We start from the raw sequence: 17,373 nt of genomic DNA on the forward strand, positions 1-17,373 counted from the left end.
AACCGCAAAAATGAATCAAGACTATATACAACCAAATGCATGGAGCATAATTGAAGAAGGATTCGACAAGGATCGTGTTAAATCTTCCGAAAGCCTTTTTAGTATAGGAAATGGTGCCATGGGGCAACGCGCAAATTTTGAAGAGACCTATTCTGGGCCCACTTTTCAGGGTAGTTATATTGCCGGGGTATATTATCCCGATAAAACCCGTGTTGGTTGGTGGAAAAATGGCTATCCGGAATATTTCGCCAAGGTATTGAACGCACCCAATTGGATCGGTATCGATGTAGAAATCGATGGAACACCTTTGGATTTGGCCACGTGCTCCCATATCAAAAATTTTAAACGAGAGCTCAACATGAAAGAAGGATGGTACCGACGAAATTTTGTCGCGACCACCCCAAACAATGTGGAAATCGAAGTGATTGCCACCCGTTTTTTAAGTTTAGTACAGGATGAAGTTGGCGCCATCAAATTTGAGATCAAACCCATTAATACGGATGCCGAAGTTGTTTTAAAACCCTATCTCGATGCAGGTATAACCAACGAAGATAGTAACTGGGACGACAAGTTTTGGAACACTACCAAAATTAGCTCGGAAAAGAACAGGGCATTCATCGAATCCCACACCATGAAAACCAACTTTAAGGTCTGCACTTTTATGCAGGCAAAAATGGTGTATGGCAATACTACCAAGGAAGCACCCGATTCGATCAATGAAAGTGAATTGTCCGTCGGATTTGAATTCTCTCAAAAAGTAAAAAAGGGCGAACAGGTCGCTTTAATAAAATTTGGAGGCTACACTGTAGATAGAAACCACGAAGCAGATCAATTAAAAAAAGTATCCAACACCCTATTGGACCAAGTTTTTTCCATAGGGTTTGATGCGCTCTTGGACGAACAAAAAAAAGCCTGGGCCAGCGTTTGGGAAATGAGCGATATCCACATCGAAGGCGATGTGAAGGCACAGCAGGGCATACGTTTTAACATCTTCCAATTGAACCAAACCTATATGGGCACAGATTCTCGATTAAACATTGGTCCCAAAGGATTCACTGGAGAAAAATATGGAGGGAGTACCTACTGGGACACCGAAGCTTACTGCATACCGTTCTACATGGCGACCAAAAACCAAGATGTAGCGCGAAAACTATTGAAATATCGTTACAACCATTTGGAAAGGGCCATCGAAAACGCAGAAAAACTGGGTTTTAAAAACGGTGCCGCACTTTACCCCATGGTTACCATGAACGGTGAAGAATGCCATAATGAATGGGAAATTACTTTTGAAGAGATCCACAGAAACGGCGCTATTGCATTTGCCATTTTTAACTACACCCGTTACACTCAAGACCATACCTATATTCCAGAAATGGGGTTGGAAGTATTGATCGGTATTGCCCGTTTTTGGCAACAAAGGGTCAACTGGTCCACCAATCGTAACAAATACGTAATGCTCGGGGTAACCGGGCCTAACGAATACGAAAACAATGTAAACAACAACTGGTACACCAACTACATTGCCAAATGGTGTTTGGAGTATGCCTTGGAACAGTTGGATCATGTACAACAAAACTACACGAGCGACTATAAAAGGATTTTGGACAAAACCAAGTTGACCAACGATGAAACAGGGTTGTGGAAAAAAGTGGCCGACCAAATGTACCTCCCTTATTCCGAGCAACACGGCGTCTATTTGCAACAAGATGGATTTTTGGATAAGGATTTGGTACCCGTAGAGGATCTGAACAAAAAAGAACGTCCTATCAATCAACATTGGAGTTGGGACCGTATTCTAAGATCGCCCTACATTAAACAGGCCGATACATTACAAGGTTTCTATTTTTTTGAGGACCACTTTACCGATGCCGAGCTGGAAAAACATTTTGATTTCTATGAACCATATACGGTCCATGAATCTTCCTTATCACCTTGCGTACACTCGGTACAGGCAGCTAAATTGGACCGCATGGACCAAGCTTACACCTTTTATTTGAGAACCTCTCGCTTAGATTTGGACGATTACAATAAAGAAGTTGAAGAAGGTTTGCATATTACCTCCATGGCCGGTACTTGGATGAGCATTGTAGAAGGTTTTGGTGGGATGCGCATAAAAAATGGAAAACTTTCTTTTGCACCCAAAATTCCAAAACAATGGGAGAAATATTCCTTTAAGATCAACTTTAGGGAAAGAATTTTAAAAGTAACCGTATCACAAGATGGCACCACATTCGATATAGATTCGGGAGAAACCCTGGAAATATTGGTCAATGGTGAATCTGTAAAACTGGGGTAAACACATATTTACATACAATCTAACTTCGGATCAAAACAAAACTCATGAAAAAGTGGATGATTGTGTTGTATTTGGCTTTTTGCAACGCTGTAATCGGTCAAATAGAACGTATAGAGCCTCCCTACTGGTGGACGGGCATGAAACATACCGAATTGGAGTTATTGGTGTACGGTAAAAACATCAATAATCTAGAACCCGTATTTTCCGATGATATAAAAATCAAAAAAGTGGTAAAGGTTGAAAATCCCAATTATCTTTTTATCACCATCGACACAAAAGCCATATCGCCGGGAACAGCTACATTATCTTTTAAAAAAGGACGTAGAACTGTAGAATCGCACCCCTACCAATTCAAGTCTCGAAAAGAGAATTCAGAAAACAGAAAAGGCTTCGATTCCTCTGATGTCATCTATCTTTTAATGCCGGACAGATTTGCCAATGGCGACCCTTCCAACGATAGCACATCAAACACTATTGAAAAAGCCGATAGAAGCCACAAAGGAGGCAGACACGGCGGCGACATAAAGGGAATAATAGATCATTTGGACTACATCCACAATTTGGGAGCAACCGCTATCTGGAGCACTCCCCTTACCCTGGATAACGAAAAAGTTTACTCCTATCATGGATATGCCAGTAGCGACCTGTACAAAATCGACCCCCGTTACGGTACCAACCAAGATTTTGCAAAACTCTCTGCTGAACTGCACAAGAGAAACATGAAACATATTATGGATTTTGTACCTAACCACTGGGGACTGAGCCATTGGTTGATCCAAGATTTACCTTCTGATGATTGGATCCATTACTGGGAAGGTGGGGAAAATGGATTTAAACGAAGTAATTATATACAGACCACCCAGTTTGATCCCTATGCTTCCAAAATTGATGCAAAAGGAAACATGGATGGTTGGTTTGATTATACCATGCCGGACATGAACGAAAGCAATCCCATGTTGATCACTTATCTTGTTCAAAACGCTATATGGTGGATCGAGCATGGGGATTTGGATGGGCTTCGCGTGGACACTTATCCCTATAACGACAAGCAAGGCATTACCGATTGGGTGACCCGGGTTATGGAGGAGTACCCCGATTTTAATATTATGGGAGAAATTTTTATGCACGATACCGCACATATTGCCTATTGGCAAAAAGACAGTAAAGTTGGTGCAATACAAGGATTTAATTCCAATTTGCCCACTGTAATGGATTTCCCCCTGCACGACATCCTATCCCAGGTTTTTAATGAGGACGAACAAAATTGGGGAAACGGGGTATTTCGGGTATATGACCACCTAACCAAGGATTTTCTTTACCCCAACATCAATAATCTTCTAATTAAAATGGGGAACCACGATGTAAACCGAATCAACGAGGAATTGAATGGAGATGTGGATAAATACAAATTGGCCCTTACTTTAATATTGACCCTACGCGGTATTCCCCAAATCTATTATGGGGATGAAATTGGAATGATGGGCAGTAAAAGTGAAGGTGATGGAGATATTCGACGGGATTTTCCCGGAGGATGGCCCGGTGATGTACAAAATGCTTTTACAGTACACGGCAGAACAGCATTGCAAAACGAATATTTCGATTTTACCAAGAAATTATTGAACTGGAGAAAAGGCAAAAGATCGATCCACTTTGGAAAAACACTCCATTATTCACCAGTGGACAATGTTTATGTATACTTTAGATATTTGCCCGGTCATCCCAAAGAAACCGTTATGGTAGTACTGAACAATTCCACCAAAATACAGACCATAGAACTGGATAGGTTTTCAGAAGGACTACTGGGAAGCAAAACGGCCAGGGAAGTTATTTCAGGAAAAACATACGAAATCGGAAAAAGCTTGGAAATTAGGGCAAAATCAGGTTTGGTTTTAGAAGTATACTAAGTCCGTTTCTATTTTCGTTAGCAAACTACAATTCAGAATTTTATCCAAAATGGATAAAGCACTGCAAATCAACAGATATTAGAATTAAATTAGGTCAATTAAAATCATCGAAATGAAAAAATTACTGCTCTGTTTTTTGGTATTGCAATTGGCTGGGTGTGCAGAACTCCAGCAAGTCGTAAACCAATTGCCACAAGGAACAACCGGAATCGGAAACGAACAAATTGCCCAAGGATTACGAGAGGCCCTTAATATGGGAATCGATAAACAAGTGAACAAACTAGCATTGGAAAACGGCTTTTTTCGCAACGAACTGGTTAAGATCCTTTTGCCCGAAGAGTTACAAAAAGTAGATAAGACCCTTCGCGACATAGGATTGTCCAGCCTAGCGGACGAAGGATTAAAAATAATCAACCGGGCGGCAGAAGATGCCGTTAGCGAGGCAACACCCATTTTTGTGGATGCTGTTAAGGGAATCACCTTCAATGATGCCAAACAAATTCTTTTAGGTAATGATAATGCTGCCACACAATATTTACAGCAAGCGACAAAGACCCAGCTATACAACAAATTTAATCCCATTATTAAAAACTCATTTAAAAAAGTTGGTGCAGACCAAATTTGGAGCAACATTATTACCAAATACAATAATCTGCCCTTGACAAACGATGTAAATCCAGATTTAACGGATTACACCACAAATGAAGCTCTGGAAGGTGTGTACACCATGATATCGATAGAAGAAAAGGAAATTAGGACAAAAGTTTCGTCCAGAACAACAGATTTGTTAAAAAAAGTGTTCGCTCTTCAAGATAAATCATAATTTTTTGAAAAAAATATAATAACTTTAAAAAGAATACGTTCTAATTTCAATAATTGAGTTTAATTATAACAAATTCCTAAAGTTAAATTAACCTACACCTGAAGGTTAAAATGGAATTTTGTATCAGTTATCTGAGTTAGCATTTTTTTGAGTTAGTTAGTTTAAAAACCGGTGAAGTTCACCGGTTTTTTGTTTTTTCTACTTTGGTATATATGCCATCAAAAGCAACCGAACTTACCTGACCATCCCGGAGTACCTCCCAGAGTTGCCGTACCGTTCCGTTCGTATTATTGGTCCATGTAATTTGGTTTATGTAAGTTTTGCCATCCGCACCCTTAAATGGGTCGGAAATAAGAATCATTCGATTACCCGTTCGTCCACCCTTTAATTTTAAAACAGCCCCTGCATTGTCTATCCACAACTGCTCCCATTGATCAGTGGTTGTATTGAAGAAGTTTAAGCTGGTCCCGGTATATCCCGCTTGTTCGCTCGTCCAATATTCCCGTATCGCACAACCATCTTCCACCTTCTCTATTATACTAGTTCCTGCCGGCGTTCCATTTATGGAATTGATCACATTCCATTCCCCGACCCAAAAATCGAAAGCACTATGGTTCTGGGTACAACAATTACAGTTATTTGCTACTTGGGCAAACAGCTTCACCTGAATTAAAACGATAAGAATAAAAAATGTTTTTCGCATCAAGGAAAAATGGAGTTCCATTAAAGGTACTTTAATTTTATTCCAACCCAATGTAAGCAAAAGCGCCGCTTTAATTAAGATACGTTAAATTTTAGATAAATTACCTGATTTTTAGACGTGTACCCCTTTTCACCATAGTCCAAAAGGCTGTTTTGAACGTATCTTTGTAAGTAACAAATCTGAATCGCTATGAATAATCAGTATTGCAAAGTTGGAACGGTAACCCCTATCACAGGTTTAAGCCAGGCCGCATCGGTTTTGGAAGTAATGCACAATAATTTTATAGAAAAGGCCGCCAGTGTTTCTGGAAAGGATTCCCAATTGGGTGATTTTTTCAGAAACAAGGCTCTAAGCATTAAAAAGGTATTGGAAAGCTTGTAGGCAATTCCACTTAATTGATCTTAGCTAGCTCTATTTCCATTTCCTCTTGGATTTGTTGTGCCTTTTTTTCTGCACTTTCGGCAAAATCAGTCTCTGCCGAAGCATAGATAATTCCACGGGAAGAATTCACCAATAAGCCCACATCCTTGGTAATTCCATACTTGCAAACCTCTTGCAAGCTTCCGCCTTGCGCACCTACACCTGGCACCAATAAAAAGCTTTCCGGAACAAGCTTTCGAACATCGGCCAAATATGTGGCTTTTGTAGCACCCACAACATACATCAACCTTTCTGCTCCTTTATAGGTCTTGGAAACGGACAATACTTCTTTGTACAATTCCCTACCGGACACATTTTTGGTCTGAAAATCAAAAGCACCCTGATTGGAAGTGAGCGCCAATAATATGGTATGCCTATCCTTAAATTCCAAAAAAGGCTCTACCGAATCCTTTCCCATATACGGTGCAATGGTAATCGAATCAAAATTCATGGTTTCAAAGAATGCTTTCGCATAACGGGTAGATGTATTCCCGATATCGCCGCGTTTGGCATCTGCAATCGTAAATATTTCCGGATGCTTTTCGTTCAAATATACCATGGTCCGTTCCAAAGATCTCCAACCATTCAGCCCATAGGCTTCATAAAAAGCAATATTGGGCTTGTATGCCACACAATAAGGGTGCGTAGCATCGATTATTGCCTTGTTAAAAGCAAAAATGGGATCTTCTTCTTCCAAAAGATGCCTTGGAATTTTATCCAGGTCGGTATCAAGACCAACACAGAGAAATGATTTTTTTTGACGAATTTGTGAGATTAAGTCCTCTATCTTCATGCTGGTGGGTTGTTTCCGATACAGAATTTGGATTAAAAATTTTATTAAAATATCTCTGAAGCTTCCTTGAGTTTTTCGGTGTTCTCTACCAACATAAGCTCGTCAATGATTTTTTGTATATCACCATTCATAATATTTTGAAGGTCATATAATGTTAATCCGATTCTGTGATCGGTAACCCTCCCTTGGGGGTAATTATAGGTACGGATCTTCGCCGAGCGGTCGCCACTACTCACCTGTGAATTACGTTTAGCGGCATCTTCTGCCTGCTTTTTGGCCAATTCCATATCGTACAAACGTGCACGAAGTACCTTAAAAGCCTTATCCTTGTTTTTGTGCTGCGATTTTTCGTCTTGACATTGTGCCACGATACCTGTTGGAACGTGGGTCAACCGCACTGCAGAATAGGTAGTGTTCACGGATTGCCCACCTGGTCCAGAGGAACAGAAGTAATCGATACGTACATCTTTTGGGTCTATCTGCACATCAAACTCCTCTGCTTCGGGAATTACCATTACGGTTGCGGCACTGGTGTGCACACGACCTTGGGTTTCCGTCTGTGGCACACGTTGTACACGGTGCACGCCAGCTTCGAACTTTAGCGTTCCATACACATCTTCCCCGTTAACTTCAAAATGGATTTCCTTGAATCCGCCACTGGTCCCCTCGCTCAAATCGATAACATTGGTCTTCCAACCTTTGGATTCGCAATATTTAGTGTACATCCGAAAGAGGTCTCCTGCAAAAATACTCGCCTCGTCGCCTCCGGTTCCGGCCCGAATTTCCATCACCACGTTCTTCTCGTCCTCAGGGTCCTTTGGAATCAACAAATACTTGATTTCCTCTTCCAACTTGGGCAATGCGCCTTTGGCCTCGTCCAACTGCATTTTGGCCATTTCCACCATTTCTGCATCACTGCCATCGGCGATTATCTCCTCGGCTTCTTGGATATTGTTGGCAAGGGTAATATACTCGTCGCGTTTATCGCTTAGCACTTTAAGGTCCTTGTACTCTTTATTGAGCTTAACGTACCTTTTTTGGTCCGCAATAATATCTGGTTGTATGATCAGGTCCGAAACCTCATCAAAACGTTGTTTTACAATGTTGAGTTTGTCTAGCATAAATAGATCCTCGTATAGGAATTGCGAATTTACGATTTTTTAGTCGGATTATTTTCCCAACAAAAGGTGTCAGTTACCAACAAAAGTAGTTCCCAAGGTAATAATGAATGCATTTAAGCCATCACTACGTTCGTATTGACCAAACCGAAGGTCAATGGCTTTTAGACCAAAATTAAAAACGCGGGCACTTGTAAAAATGTCCTTGTACCGCACTCCAACCCCATATTGATGGGCATTGTATTTGGACAGGTCGTAATCCGATGTATAATGTACAAAAGTAGAAAGGGCTTGCTCCTTGGCATAAAAATAATCCGCTGCCGTTTGGGTATAGTAGCGGTAAGTGGGATATAAAGTAAACTTATCGGTGAGTTTAATCGGCACTTCCAAACTGGCCGTATGCGAACGTATTCCCCAATTGTCCCAATAGAATCGATAGTAAGATCGCAAAACGATCAAATCGTTCAAATAATAATTTAACCGTCCCCCCACAGGAATCTTAAAACGGCTATCGGGCAGCTGTTCTACATTATCCGCCAATTGGAAGTCATCGATATAAAAATCTTCGAAATCAGAAAAATATACACGCTGGAAAGGGGTACTCAACAATCCATTCTGCGAAACCAGGTCCATAAACAAAGCTCCTTGTAGTTTTCGGCTCAAAATCTGGGAAAACCCAAGGGAAATTGAATAGGAATTTCTGTTTTCATCTTCAAACTCGGAAAATATAGGGCTGTATGTTCCATTACCAGAAATTCGATCATCAAAAAAACCTTCACGAAGCTCAATCGGATATTGCGAGTTCCATTTGTCCAAGAACACATTGGCACTCAAGGTCACTTCGGTATTTCTCTCATTGAACAACTTGGTAAAACTGCCTCCAAATCCTATGGAAAAATAATCATATTCCGACGATACGTACCCATTAACGCTCCAAATGGAATTCCGATCCTCGGAGCTATGCTGATAACTAGGGTTAATGTAAACCAGGACATCTTTACGGGATTCACCCGATGAGGCATCGAACGGGCTCACAAGCAGTCCGCCATCCAAAGGGTTTACATTACTCGATGATGCAGAGGTGTAAGCGGAAAGCCCCACATCCACAGTCAAAATATCATCTTCGTTCATGGGCATGCGAAGCACTATACTCGATGTTGCATCCGTTAATTCCTCGGTACCTTCCCCTCCGGTTACAGCTGCATTTTGCCCATCTTGATCATAATAACTGAAGAGAATATCCACCTCACTGGCTTCCAATACTCTTTTTTTATAGGACGTATCGCTTTGTTGCGACCACATTATGGACACCATCAAAAATGATAGAAGGAAAATGGAATGCTTTACGTTTTGAGCTTGGAAGTACATTGGCTTTATATCAAAAAACGAGTAATGTTATCAATTACAACCACAGCCACCTCCGGTTTTTCCGCCGTTGGCACCAGAAGATGCTTCTCGGTACACTTGAAAATTATTCTCAAAACGTTCGCTGGGCCTGGCACTTAATTGCATATCCTCATCGTTCAGGTATGCCTTTTCATATTCACGAACGGTTACGCATGAACTTGCCAAGATCAAAAGTAATACGAAAGCTAAGGTTTTAACCATACTTCAAATGTACTAATTCGTATCGAACACAATACCGGAACTCCTATGAACTTTGTTCTCACCATCCACAACAACGGCTTCCACCCCATCTATCTGGTTGATCATATGGAGCCCTACGTCCCTTCCCAAAATAAACACTGCGGTTGCAAGTGCATCGCACAATTCGGCCTGTTTGGCAAAAATGGATACGCTATTGATTCCTCTTGTGGGGTATCCCGTTCGTGGGTCGATGATGTGAGAGTATTTTTCACCGTTCAACACTATGTATTTTTCGTAATTTCCGGAGGTGGCCACAGACGATTCCACAACGGGCAACCAACTAAAAACCCTGTCCTTGCTCAAGGGATTGGCTATGCCCACCAACCATTTTTCTCCGGTTACCTTGGTACCCCAGGTTGTAAGATCTCCGGATGCGTTGATTATACCTCCTTTGACATCTTTGGAGACCAAAAGTTCCTTGGCCTTGTCCGCAGCGTACCCCTTACCGATTGCGCCAAAACCGATTCGCATACCTTTAACTGGCAAATAGACGGTTCTGTTTTCAGCGTCCAGCACTATTTTTTTATACCCGATCTTAGATACCGACTTTTTGATTTCCGCTTCGGTCGGGGCTTTATCCATTGTTCCATCAAATTTCCAAATATGGTCCATAGAAGCATAGGTGATGTCGAAGGCACCATCCGTAAGTTCCGATATTTTAATGGACCTCTCAATAATATCGAACAACTCCTTGCCTACCTTTACCGGTTTTATACCTGCATTCTTATTGATTAAAGAGGTTTGGGAGTCTTTGTCCCATGATGAAATAATTTTCTCTATCCGTTCTATTTCCGAAACGGCTTCATGAATGTTGATGTAGCCTATCTCCTCGTTTGGTGCCACCACGGTAATCTCGAAACGGGTTCCCATCAATTTGAGGGTCTTTTTTACGGTAACCAAATTTTGCCTTGCCTGCCCATAGGTAAGCAAGGAGAAGAAAATGCAAAAAAGGGCCGTAAAAATTCTCATTTTAGGAACTTGTTGATCGTCTTAATATATTTTTCGGGTTTGGTACGGGCCACAAAACCTGTGGTACCCAAAACATTTTCATTTTTATCCAGAACCACCACTAACGGAAAATAACCCTTTGGGTTATAATTTTCTGCCAAGGATTTGTTCCGGTTGAGTTTATCTTGCGGCAGTTGATTTTTCTTTTTTCTGGGAAAATCGGCATTATATAACACGTAATGTTCGGCAGCAAACGTCTTAAATGTATCGCTATCAAAAATATGTTTCTTCAGCCTGATGCAGGGTGCGCACCAATCCGATCCAGAAAACACCAAAATAATGGGCTTGTCCTCACCCGCTGCTTGGGCCAGGGCTTCATCGTAGTTTTCGTGCCATTGTTGTGCATGGAGCATGCCTCCCCAGACAAAGAGCAAAATGTAGATTATATTTTTCATAAAATTTGGGTTTCAAAAACTATTCGAACACCCTAAGCGCAGTGCCGTCGAGTTCGGTATTATAGACCTTGAGCGCCTTTGCCGCCGTATTATCCACTTGGTTCAGAGGTGTCCCATCCTGATCAAAACGGGAACCATGCACATCGCAATAGAAAATTCCTCCATTTTGATCCACAAACCGCACTTGATCATAGGATTGATGACTGCAAACTTGGCTGGCCGCCACATATTCTCCTTGCAAGTTCCTAGCAACTACGACCAAATTCTTTAAAATAAACCCGCCATTCTCGGAGAGATTGGCTGCTTCGGCAGAATTAAGGTCGATAATAAAATCGACTCCGGTAGGTTCTTCTACCAAATTACCGTCCACTTCATCACTGGAGCAACCGTGCAGACATGGGAAGGTTAGGGCAAAAGCGGCACCCGCTCCCAAACTTTTCAAAAACTCTTTTCTTTCCATAGCGTGAGGTTTATATACTCAAACGCTATTTCCGAGCAAATCGTATGCTAATATTCAAACTTCCCGTAGGGACTCTGAATGGTCAATTTTTTAGTGTCGGATGCTTCCACGCGCCCAATTATCTGAGCATCCACATCAAAACTATTGGAAATGGACACAATATCTTCCGCCACTCCTTCATCCACATACAACTCCATTCGATGTCCACAGTTAAAAACCTGGTACATTTCTTTCCAATCGGTTCCGGATTGTTCCTGGATCAATTTAAACAAAGGTGGAATGGAAAACATATTATCCTTTACTATATGGAGATTCTCCACAAAATGAAGAATTTTGGTCTGAGCACCTCCACTACAGTGCACCATACCATGAATTTGTTGTGAGGTGTATTTGTCCAATATTTTTTTAATGATCGGTGCATAGGTTCTGGTTGGCGACAAAACCAATTTACCAGCATCAAGCGGTGAATCGGATACAGCGTCCGTTAAACCTGTATTCCCGGAATACACCAATTCTTCAGGCACTGAAGCATCAAAACTTTCAGGGTATTTATCCGCAAGATACTTGGAGAACACATCATGCCTGGCCGATGTCAGCCCGTTACTGCCCATTCCCCCATTGTACTCGGTTTCGTAAGACGCTTTTCCGAACGATGCCAAACCGACAATCACATCCCCCGCCTTTATATTGGCATTGTCTATAACGTTTTTACGTTCCATACGAGCCGTTACCGTGGAGTCTACGATAATGGTACGAACCAGGTCACCGACATCCGCGGTCTCACCTCCGGTGGAACGTATGGTAATCCCGTGTTTGCCCAAATCTGAAATAAGTTCCTCCGTACCATTGATGATGGCAGAAATCACCTCGCCAGGAATCAAGTTCTTGTTTCGCCCAATGGTGGATGACAGCATTATATTATCGGTAGCGCCTACACAAATAAGATCGTCCACGTTCATAATTAGGGCGTCTTGGGCTATACCTTTCCAAACCGAAATATCCCCGGTTTCTTTCCAGTACATATATGCCAAAGAGGATTTTGTCCCAGCACCGTCGGCATGCATTACCAAACAATGTTCGTGGCTCCCGGTGAGATAATCGGGCACTATTTTACAAAATGCCTTGGGAAAAAGTCCTTTGTCTATATTTTTGATGGCGTTGTGCACGTCTTCTTTGGAGGCGGAAACTCCTCGTTGTGCATATCTTTTACTGGTATCGGATGACATATGAATACTTTGCGCAAAAATAACGGAAAGCCATCAAACTATTGACATGCTTTCCGTCTTTTCCTCTTTGGCACCAAACTACTTGGAGAACAATATTTCCCGATACTTGGTCAAAGGCCAAAACTCGTCGGCAATCAATTTTTCCAATTTATCGGAATGCTCCCGGATCTTTTCAAAATATGGCCTCACATTATCGCAATACGCTTTGGCCTTTCTATCCACCATGGACATGCCATTGGCACGTTTGCGTGCATCTGCCATCTCGTCGGTAAGTTTTTTTATACTCAGGATGTGTTCTCCTACCTGTTCCAAAATATTCAATTGGCTTTCTGCGACTTTTTTGTGTGCCGCCCCATATACTTCTTTTAACCCTCGAATGTTCTTTAACAACACATTTTGGTATTTTACGGCTGCAGGAATAATATGGTTGTACACCATTTCTCCCAATACCCTTCCCTCTATCTGGATATGGAAAATATAGGCACCCAACTCTACTTCCTTATGTGCTTTAAGCTCCACTTCGCTCAGTACTTTCATCTGTTTGAACAGCGAAATACTTTCTTTGGAAGTAATTACCTGCAGTGCTTCGGGAGTATTTTTGTTGATGCTCAATTTGCGCCTGCGTGCCTCTTCTTGCCACTCCAGTCCATATCCATCTCCTTCGAAACGGATACGCTTGGAGGTTTTGATATATTCTCGCAATACGTTAAAGACCGCCTCGTCCTTTTTCAGGTTTTTCTTGTCGATCAGGGTATCGACCTCCTTTTTAAAATCTGTAAGTTGCTTGGCCACAATAGTGTTGAGCAAGGTCATGGGCTTGGCGCAGTTGGTTTTGGCCCCAACCCCCCTCATTTCAAATTTGTTCCCAGTAAAGGCAAACGGAGAAGTTCGGTTCCTATCCGTATTGTCCAGCAGTATCTCTGGTATTTTACCTACCACATTAAGTTTGAGCTCGGTTTTTTCTTTAGGTGACAGCTTTCCCTTGGAAACCCCTTCGAGTTCGTCGAGCACATCGCTCAATTGTTTACCTATAAATATGGAAATTATTGGTGGAGGCGCTTCGTTAGCCCCCAACCTATGATCATTGCTCGCAGATGCAATGGAAGACCTCAACAATTCCTCATAGGTATCCACCGCCTTAATGGTGTTTACAAAAAATGTAAGGAATTGAAGGTTTTTCATTGGTGTGGTTCCAGGACTCAACAGGTTTACTCCCGTATCGGTGGCCAAGGACCAGTTGTTGTGTTTTCCGGACCCATTTATTCCAGCAAATGGTTTTTCGTGGAAGAGCACGGTGAAATTGAATTTATCGGCAATTTCCTCCATAACATCCATTAGTAATAGATTATGGTCTACGGAGAGATTGGCTTCTTCAAAAACCGAGGCCAATTCAAATTGGTTCGGCGCCACCTCATTATGACGGGTTTTGACGGGGATTCCCAATTTGGTGCATTCTTTTTCGAGTTCGCTCATAAATGCCAAAGCCCGGGCAGGAATCACCCCAAAATAATGATCGTCCAACTGTTGTCCTTTGGCAGAAAAACTCCCCACTAAAGTTCGCCCGGTGACCGAAAGGTCTATCCTGGATTTGGCCAAAGATTTATCGATTAAAAAATACTCTTGTTCCCAACCCAAGGTAGCATGTACTTTTCTAACATTTTTATCAAAATACTGTGCTACGGAGGTCGCCGCTTCATCCACAGCGCTCAATGCCCGCAGCAATGGCGCTTTATTATCCAACGCCTCGCCGGTATACGCCACGAATATGGTAGGTATACAAAGAGTGGTCTTATAAATAAATGCAGGAGATGTTGGGTCCCAAGCCGTATATCCTCGGGCTTCAAACGTATTTCGGATACCGCCACTGGGAAAACTGGATGCATCCGGTTCTTGCTGCACCAACTGGGCCCCTCCAAACTTCTCCATGGCCCTACCATCTGGAAGCAGATCAAAAAATGCATCCTGTTTTTCTGCTGTAGAACCTGTGAGCGGTTGAAACCAATGGGTATAATGGGTCGCTCCGACCGATAGTGCCCACGCTTTCATCCCCTCCGCTACCTGATTGGCGATTTTACGATCGATTTTGGTTCCTTGAAATATTGCCGATTTTACGTTATCCAATGCTTCTGCAGTTAAAAACTGAAGCATTTTCTCTTCATTGAAAACATTTTTCCCAAAGAGTTCGGACCTTTTGCCCGTTTCGTTGATATTGGTATATGTTCGATTGCGGCTTTCGGTCAGTGCTTGAAATCTTGTTTGCGGCATATTGAAGTATTTTTAATTTTCAAATCTACAATTAAGAATTTAATAATTAATAATCAAAAAATTACTTTTTTGATATTTGACCCCACCTTTAAAAGGGGTATTTTAAACATTAAACGAAAATTTGTGATTTTACCCCCTCAAAATACAGATATTCCATCGAAACAATTATTTTTGTGAATCATAAAATATAAAACGATTAACTACCGGAATTATGAGCAAATCTAAATTAGAGTATCTATGGTTGGATGGATATGACCCAACAGCCAACATCAGAAGTAAGACCAGAATAGAAGAAAACTTCAGCGGCAAACTAGAAGATTGCCCCATGTGGTCTTTTGACGGTTCATCCACAAAACAGGCAGAAGGTGGTAATTCCGACTGTTTATTGAAACCCGTTGCCATTTATCCAGATCCAGCCAGAAGAAACGGTTTTTTGGTAATGACAGAGGTTTTAAATCCGGATGGAACGCCTCATGCCAGTAATTCGAGGGCGACCATAGACGATGCCGATCACGATTTCTGGTTTGGTTTTGAACAAGAGTACTTTATAATGGATACGGCCACCCAGCTGCCGTTAGGCTTCCCCGTTGGCGGTTATCCAGGCCCACAAGGATTATACTATTGTTCCGTAGGTGGTAAAAATACTTGGGGCAGGGATCTTGTTGAGGAACACGCCGACCTTTGTTTGGATGCTGGTCTTCAGTTCGAAGGTATTAACCAAGAGGTTGCTGCCGGGCAGTGGGAGTTCCAATTGTTCGCCAAAGGCGCCAAAAAGGCCGGAGACGAGATTTGGGTCGCACGTTACCTATTACAGAGATTGACAGAAAGTTACGGATACTATATTGAGTACCACCCAAAACCGATCAAAGGGGATTGGAACGGTTCCGGTATGCACGCCAACTTCTCCAATACGTTGTTGAGAACCTGTGGATCTAAAGAAACATATGAAAAAGTATGTGAAGCTTTCCGCCCGGTTACCAAAGAGCATATTGCCGTTTATGGTGAATTTAACGATGAAAGATTGACCGGACAGCACGAAACAGCTTCCATTAAGGACTTTAGCTACGGTGTTTCCGATAGAGGTGCCTCTATCAGGATTCCGATCATGACCGTGGAAAAGGGCTGGAAAGGATGGTTGGAAGACAGAAGACCTGCTTCCAATGCCGACCCTTATAAGGTAGCTGCCAGAATTATTAAAACGGTTAAATCCGCGGATATATAAGTACACATATTAATTAGTTGTTGATTATATATGAAAACCGTCCCACATTAGGGGCGGTTTTTATTTTATGGTCATATATATAAATACCACATAGAAGGTTAAAAGAATTAAACCATCTCTCCAGCCCAACCGTAATCCTTTTGGAAAAAACACCAATGGAAAAATAAGAAAAGATATCCCAAGCATCCAAAAGATATCGCTGGACAACAACCCCTCGTCCATTACGGTTATCGGGGTAATTATCGAAGTTATTCCCAATACCGCGAGCAGATTAAAAATATTGGACCCGATCAAATTCCCTAAAGAAATCGCTTTTTCCTGTTTGATCACCGCGATTACCGATGCTGCCAACTCCGGAATACTGGTTCCTACGGACACTATGGTTATCCCAATTACACGATCACTTACTCCAAAGGAGGACGCCAGACCCACTGCACCATCAATAAGCAGCTCGGAACCTCCCCAAAGTGCAGTTCCTCCTATTCCCAGAAACAGGACTATTTTATACAATGGCAAAGGAACATCGTCCTCCGGCATTTCGTCCACTACCGCTGTTTTTTGAAACCTCAGCAAGTAAACAAGGAACACAAATAGCAAGGATACCATTATGATCCCTTCATATTGTTCCAGAACCCCATCAAAATAAATAAAGCCACAAAACAACAACGAAGCAACTATCATAACCGGCCAATCGGTAGTGTAAAAACTTTTACGCACATCTATACTTCCCATTATTACGGTAATGGCCAAAACCAGTCCCAGATTTGCGATATTGGACCCCACAACATTGCCCAGGGAAAGGTCCGGAAACCCATCCAAAGCAGCCTTTATGCTTACAATAAGCTCTGGGGCAGAGGTGGCAAAGGAAACCACCGTCATACCAATAACAATTTTAGGGATATAGAGCCGCAAGGACAGGGCTACCGCCGATTTTAACAACCAATTTCCACCTGCTATAAGCAGAACCAATCCTAAAACAATAAAAAGTAGATTTCCCAAAAATGTATGATTTGCATGCAAATATAATGGAAGAATAACTCACCCAAGAAGGTTATAACAAAAATAAAAACTACTTTTTTAGTTAATAAACTAT

Annotated in this window: 16 protein-coding genes; 5 read left to right on the plus strand and 11 right to left on the minus strand. The window is 41.9% G+C overall.

Features of this window, described 5'->3' with window-relative positions:
* Positions 1 to 10 precede the first annotated feature (10 nt).
* The 3 genes from ABTP35_RS02235 (at position 11) to ABTP35_RS02245 (ending at position 5,023) form a co-directional block, all read left to right on the plus strand.
* Entirely contained in the window at positions 11 to 2,296 is a 2,286-nt protein-coding gene (locus ABTP35_RS02235) for a glycoside hydrolase family 65 protein (protein ID WP_293294182.1), read from the plus strand.
* A 44-nt stretch (positions 2,297 to 2,340) separates the two neighbouring features.
* The gene (locus tag ABTP35_RS02240) at positions 2,341 to 4,200 is read left to right on the plus strand and encodes a glycoside hydrolase family 13 protein (protein WP_293294180.1); all 1,860 of its coding nucleotides are present in this window, start codon (positions 2,341 to 2,343) and stop codon (positions 4,198 to 4,200) included.
* Between the two features lie 112 nt (positions 4,201 to 4,312).
* Positions 4,313 to 5,023, plus strand: coding sequence for a DUF4197 domain-containing protein (locus ABTP35_RS02245; protein WP_224835246.1), 711 nt, complete (start codon positions 4,313 to 4,315; stop codon positions 5,021 to 5,023).
* Between the two features lie 178 nt (positions 5,024 to 5,201).
* Here the strand turns inward: ABTP35_RS02245 and ABTP35_RS02250 are convergent, their stop codons facing one another.
* Positions 5,202 to 5,747, minus strand: a complete 546-nt coding sequence (locus ABTP35_RS02250) for a hypothetical protein (protein WP_293294177.1) — start codon at positions 5,745 to 5,747, stop codon at positions 5,202 to 5,204.
* Between the two features lie 168 nt (positions 5,748 to 5,915).
* Here ABTP35_RS02250 and ABTP35_RS02255 point away from each other — a divergent pair, with 168 nt between their 5' ends.
* Positions 5,916 to 6,107 (plus strand): hypothetical protein, encoded by a 192-nt coding sequence (locus ABTP35_RS02255; protein WP_293294175.1) that lies wholly within the window; start codon positions 5,916 to 5,918, stop codon positions 6,105 to 6,107.
* 10 nt (positions 6,108 to 6,117) lie between these two features.
* Here the strand turns inward: ABTP35_RS02255 and pyrF are convergent, their stop codons facing one another.
* The 9 genes from pyrF to ABTP35_RS02300 form a co-directional block, all read right to left on the minus strand.
* Positions 6,118 to 6,939: an orotidine-5'-phosphate decarboxylase gene (gene pyrF / locus ABTP35_RS02260; protein ID WP_293294173.1), complete on the minus strand. Its 822-nt coding sequence runs from the start codon at positions 6,937 to 6,939 to the stop codon at positions 6,118 to 6,120.
* Positions 6,940 to 6,983: 44 nt separating this feature from the next.
* Positions 6,984 to 8,060: a peptide chain release factor 1 gene (prfA, locus tag ABTP35_RS02265; protein ID WP_224835250.1), complete on the minus strand. Its 1,077-nt coding sequence runs from the start codon at positions 8,058 to 8,060 to the stop codon at positions 6,984 to 6,986.
* Positions 8,061 to 8,129: 69 nt separating this feature from the next.
* The gene (locus tag ABTP35_RS02270; protein ID WP_375334412.1) at positions 8,130 to 9,425 is read right to left on the minus strand and encodes a DUF3570 domain-containing protein; all 1,296 of its coding nucleotides are present in this window, start codon (positions 9,423 to 9,425) and stop codon (positions 8,130 to 8,132) included.
* Positions 9,426 to 9,455: 30 nt separating this feature from the next.
* Complete coding sequence (locus ABTP35_RS02275) at positions 9,456 to 9,665, minus strand: DUF4266 domain-containing protein (protein ID WP_224835252.1); 210 nt, start codon at positions 9,663 to 9,665, stop codon at positions 9,456 to 9,458.
* Between the two features lie 12 nt (positions 9,666 to 9,677).
* Positions 9,678 to 10,673, minus strand: coding sequence for an FAD:protein FMN transferase (locus tag ABTP35_RS02280; RefSeq protein ID WP_224835253.1), 996 nt, complete (start codon positions 10,671 to 10,673; stop codon positions 9,678 to 9,680).
* Positions 10,670 to 11,107: a thioredoxin family protein gene (locus tag ABTP35_RS02285; protein WP_252079126.1), complete on the minus strand. Its 438-nt coding sequence runs from the start codon at positions 11,105 to 11,107 to the stop codon at positions 10,670 to 10,672. The genes ABTP35_RS02280 and ABTP35_RS02285 overlap by 4 nt, the downstream gene beginning before the upstream one ends.
* Before the next feature lie 19 nt (positions 11,108 to 11,126).
* A complete protein-coding gene (locus tag ABTP35_RS02290) occupies positions 11,127 to 11,567 on the minus strand; it encodes a ubiquinol-cytochrome c reductase iron-sulfur subunit (protein ID WP_252079125.1) in 441 nt (146 codons plus the stop codon).
* A 47-nt stretch (positions 11,568 to 11,614) separates the two neighbouring features.
* On the minus strand, positions 11,615 to 12,793 hold the full coding sequence (locus ABTP35_RS02295) for an AIR synthase related protein (protein WP_375334413.1): 1,179 nt from the start codon (positions 12,791 to 12,793) through the stop codon (positions 11,615 to 11,617).
* Positions 12,794 to 12,871: 78 nt separating this feature from the next.
* On the minus strand, positions 12,872 to 15,058 hold the full coding sequence (locus ABTP35_RS02300; RefSeq protein ID WP_375334414.1) for a glutamine synthetase III: 2,187 nt from the start codon (positions 15,056 to 15,058) through the stop codon (positions 12,872 to 12,874).
* A 211-nt stretch (positions 15,059 to 15,269) separates the two neighbouring features.
* Between ABTP35_RS02300 and ABTP35_RS02305 the strand changes: the two genes are divergently transcribed.
* Entirely contained in the window at positions 15,270 to 16,280 is a 1,011-nt protein-coding gene (locus tag ABTP35_RS02305; protein ID WP_224835258.1) for a glutamine synthetase beta-grasp domain-containing protein, read from the plus strand.
* Between the two features lie 60 nt (positions 16,281 to 16,340).
* Here ABTP35_RS02305 and ABTP35_RS02310 read toward each other — a convergent pair whose 3' ends face one another.
* Positions 16,341 to 17,279: a calcium/sodium antiporter gene (locus ABTP35_RS02310; RefSeq protein ID WP_224835259.1), complete on the minus strand. Its 939-nt coding sequence runs from the start codon at positions 17,277 to 17,279 to the stop codon at positions 16,341 to 16,343.
* Positions 17,280 to 17,373: the final 94 nt, after the last annotated feature.

It is taken from the genome of Flagellimonas alginilytica (assembly GCF_042134605.1).
Taxonomy (GTDB): Bacteria; Bacteroidota; Bacteroidia; order Flavobacteriales; family Flavobacteriaceae; genus Flagellimonas; species Flagellimonas alginolytica.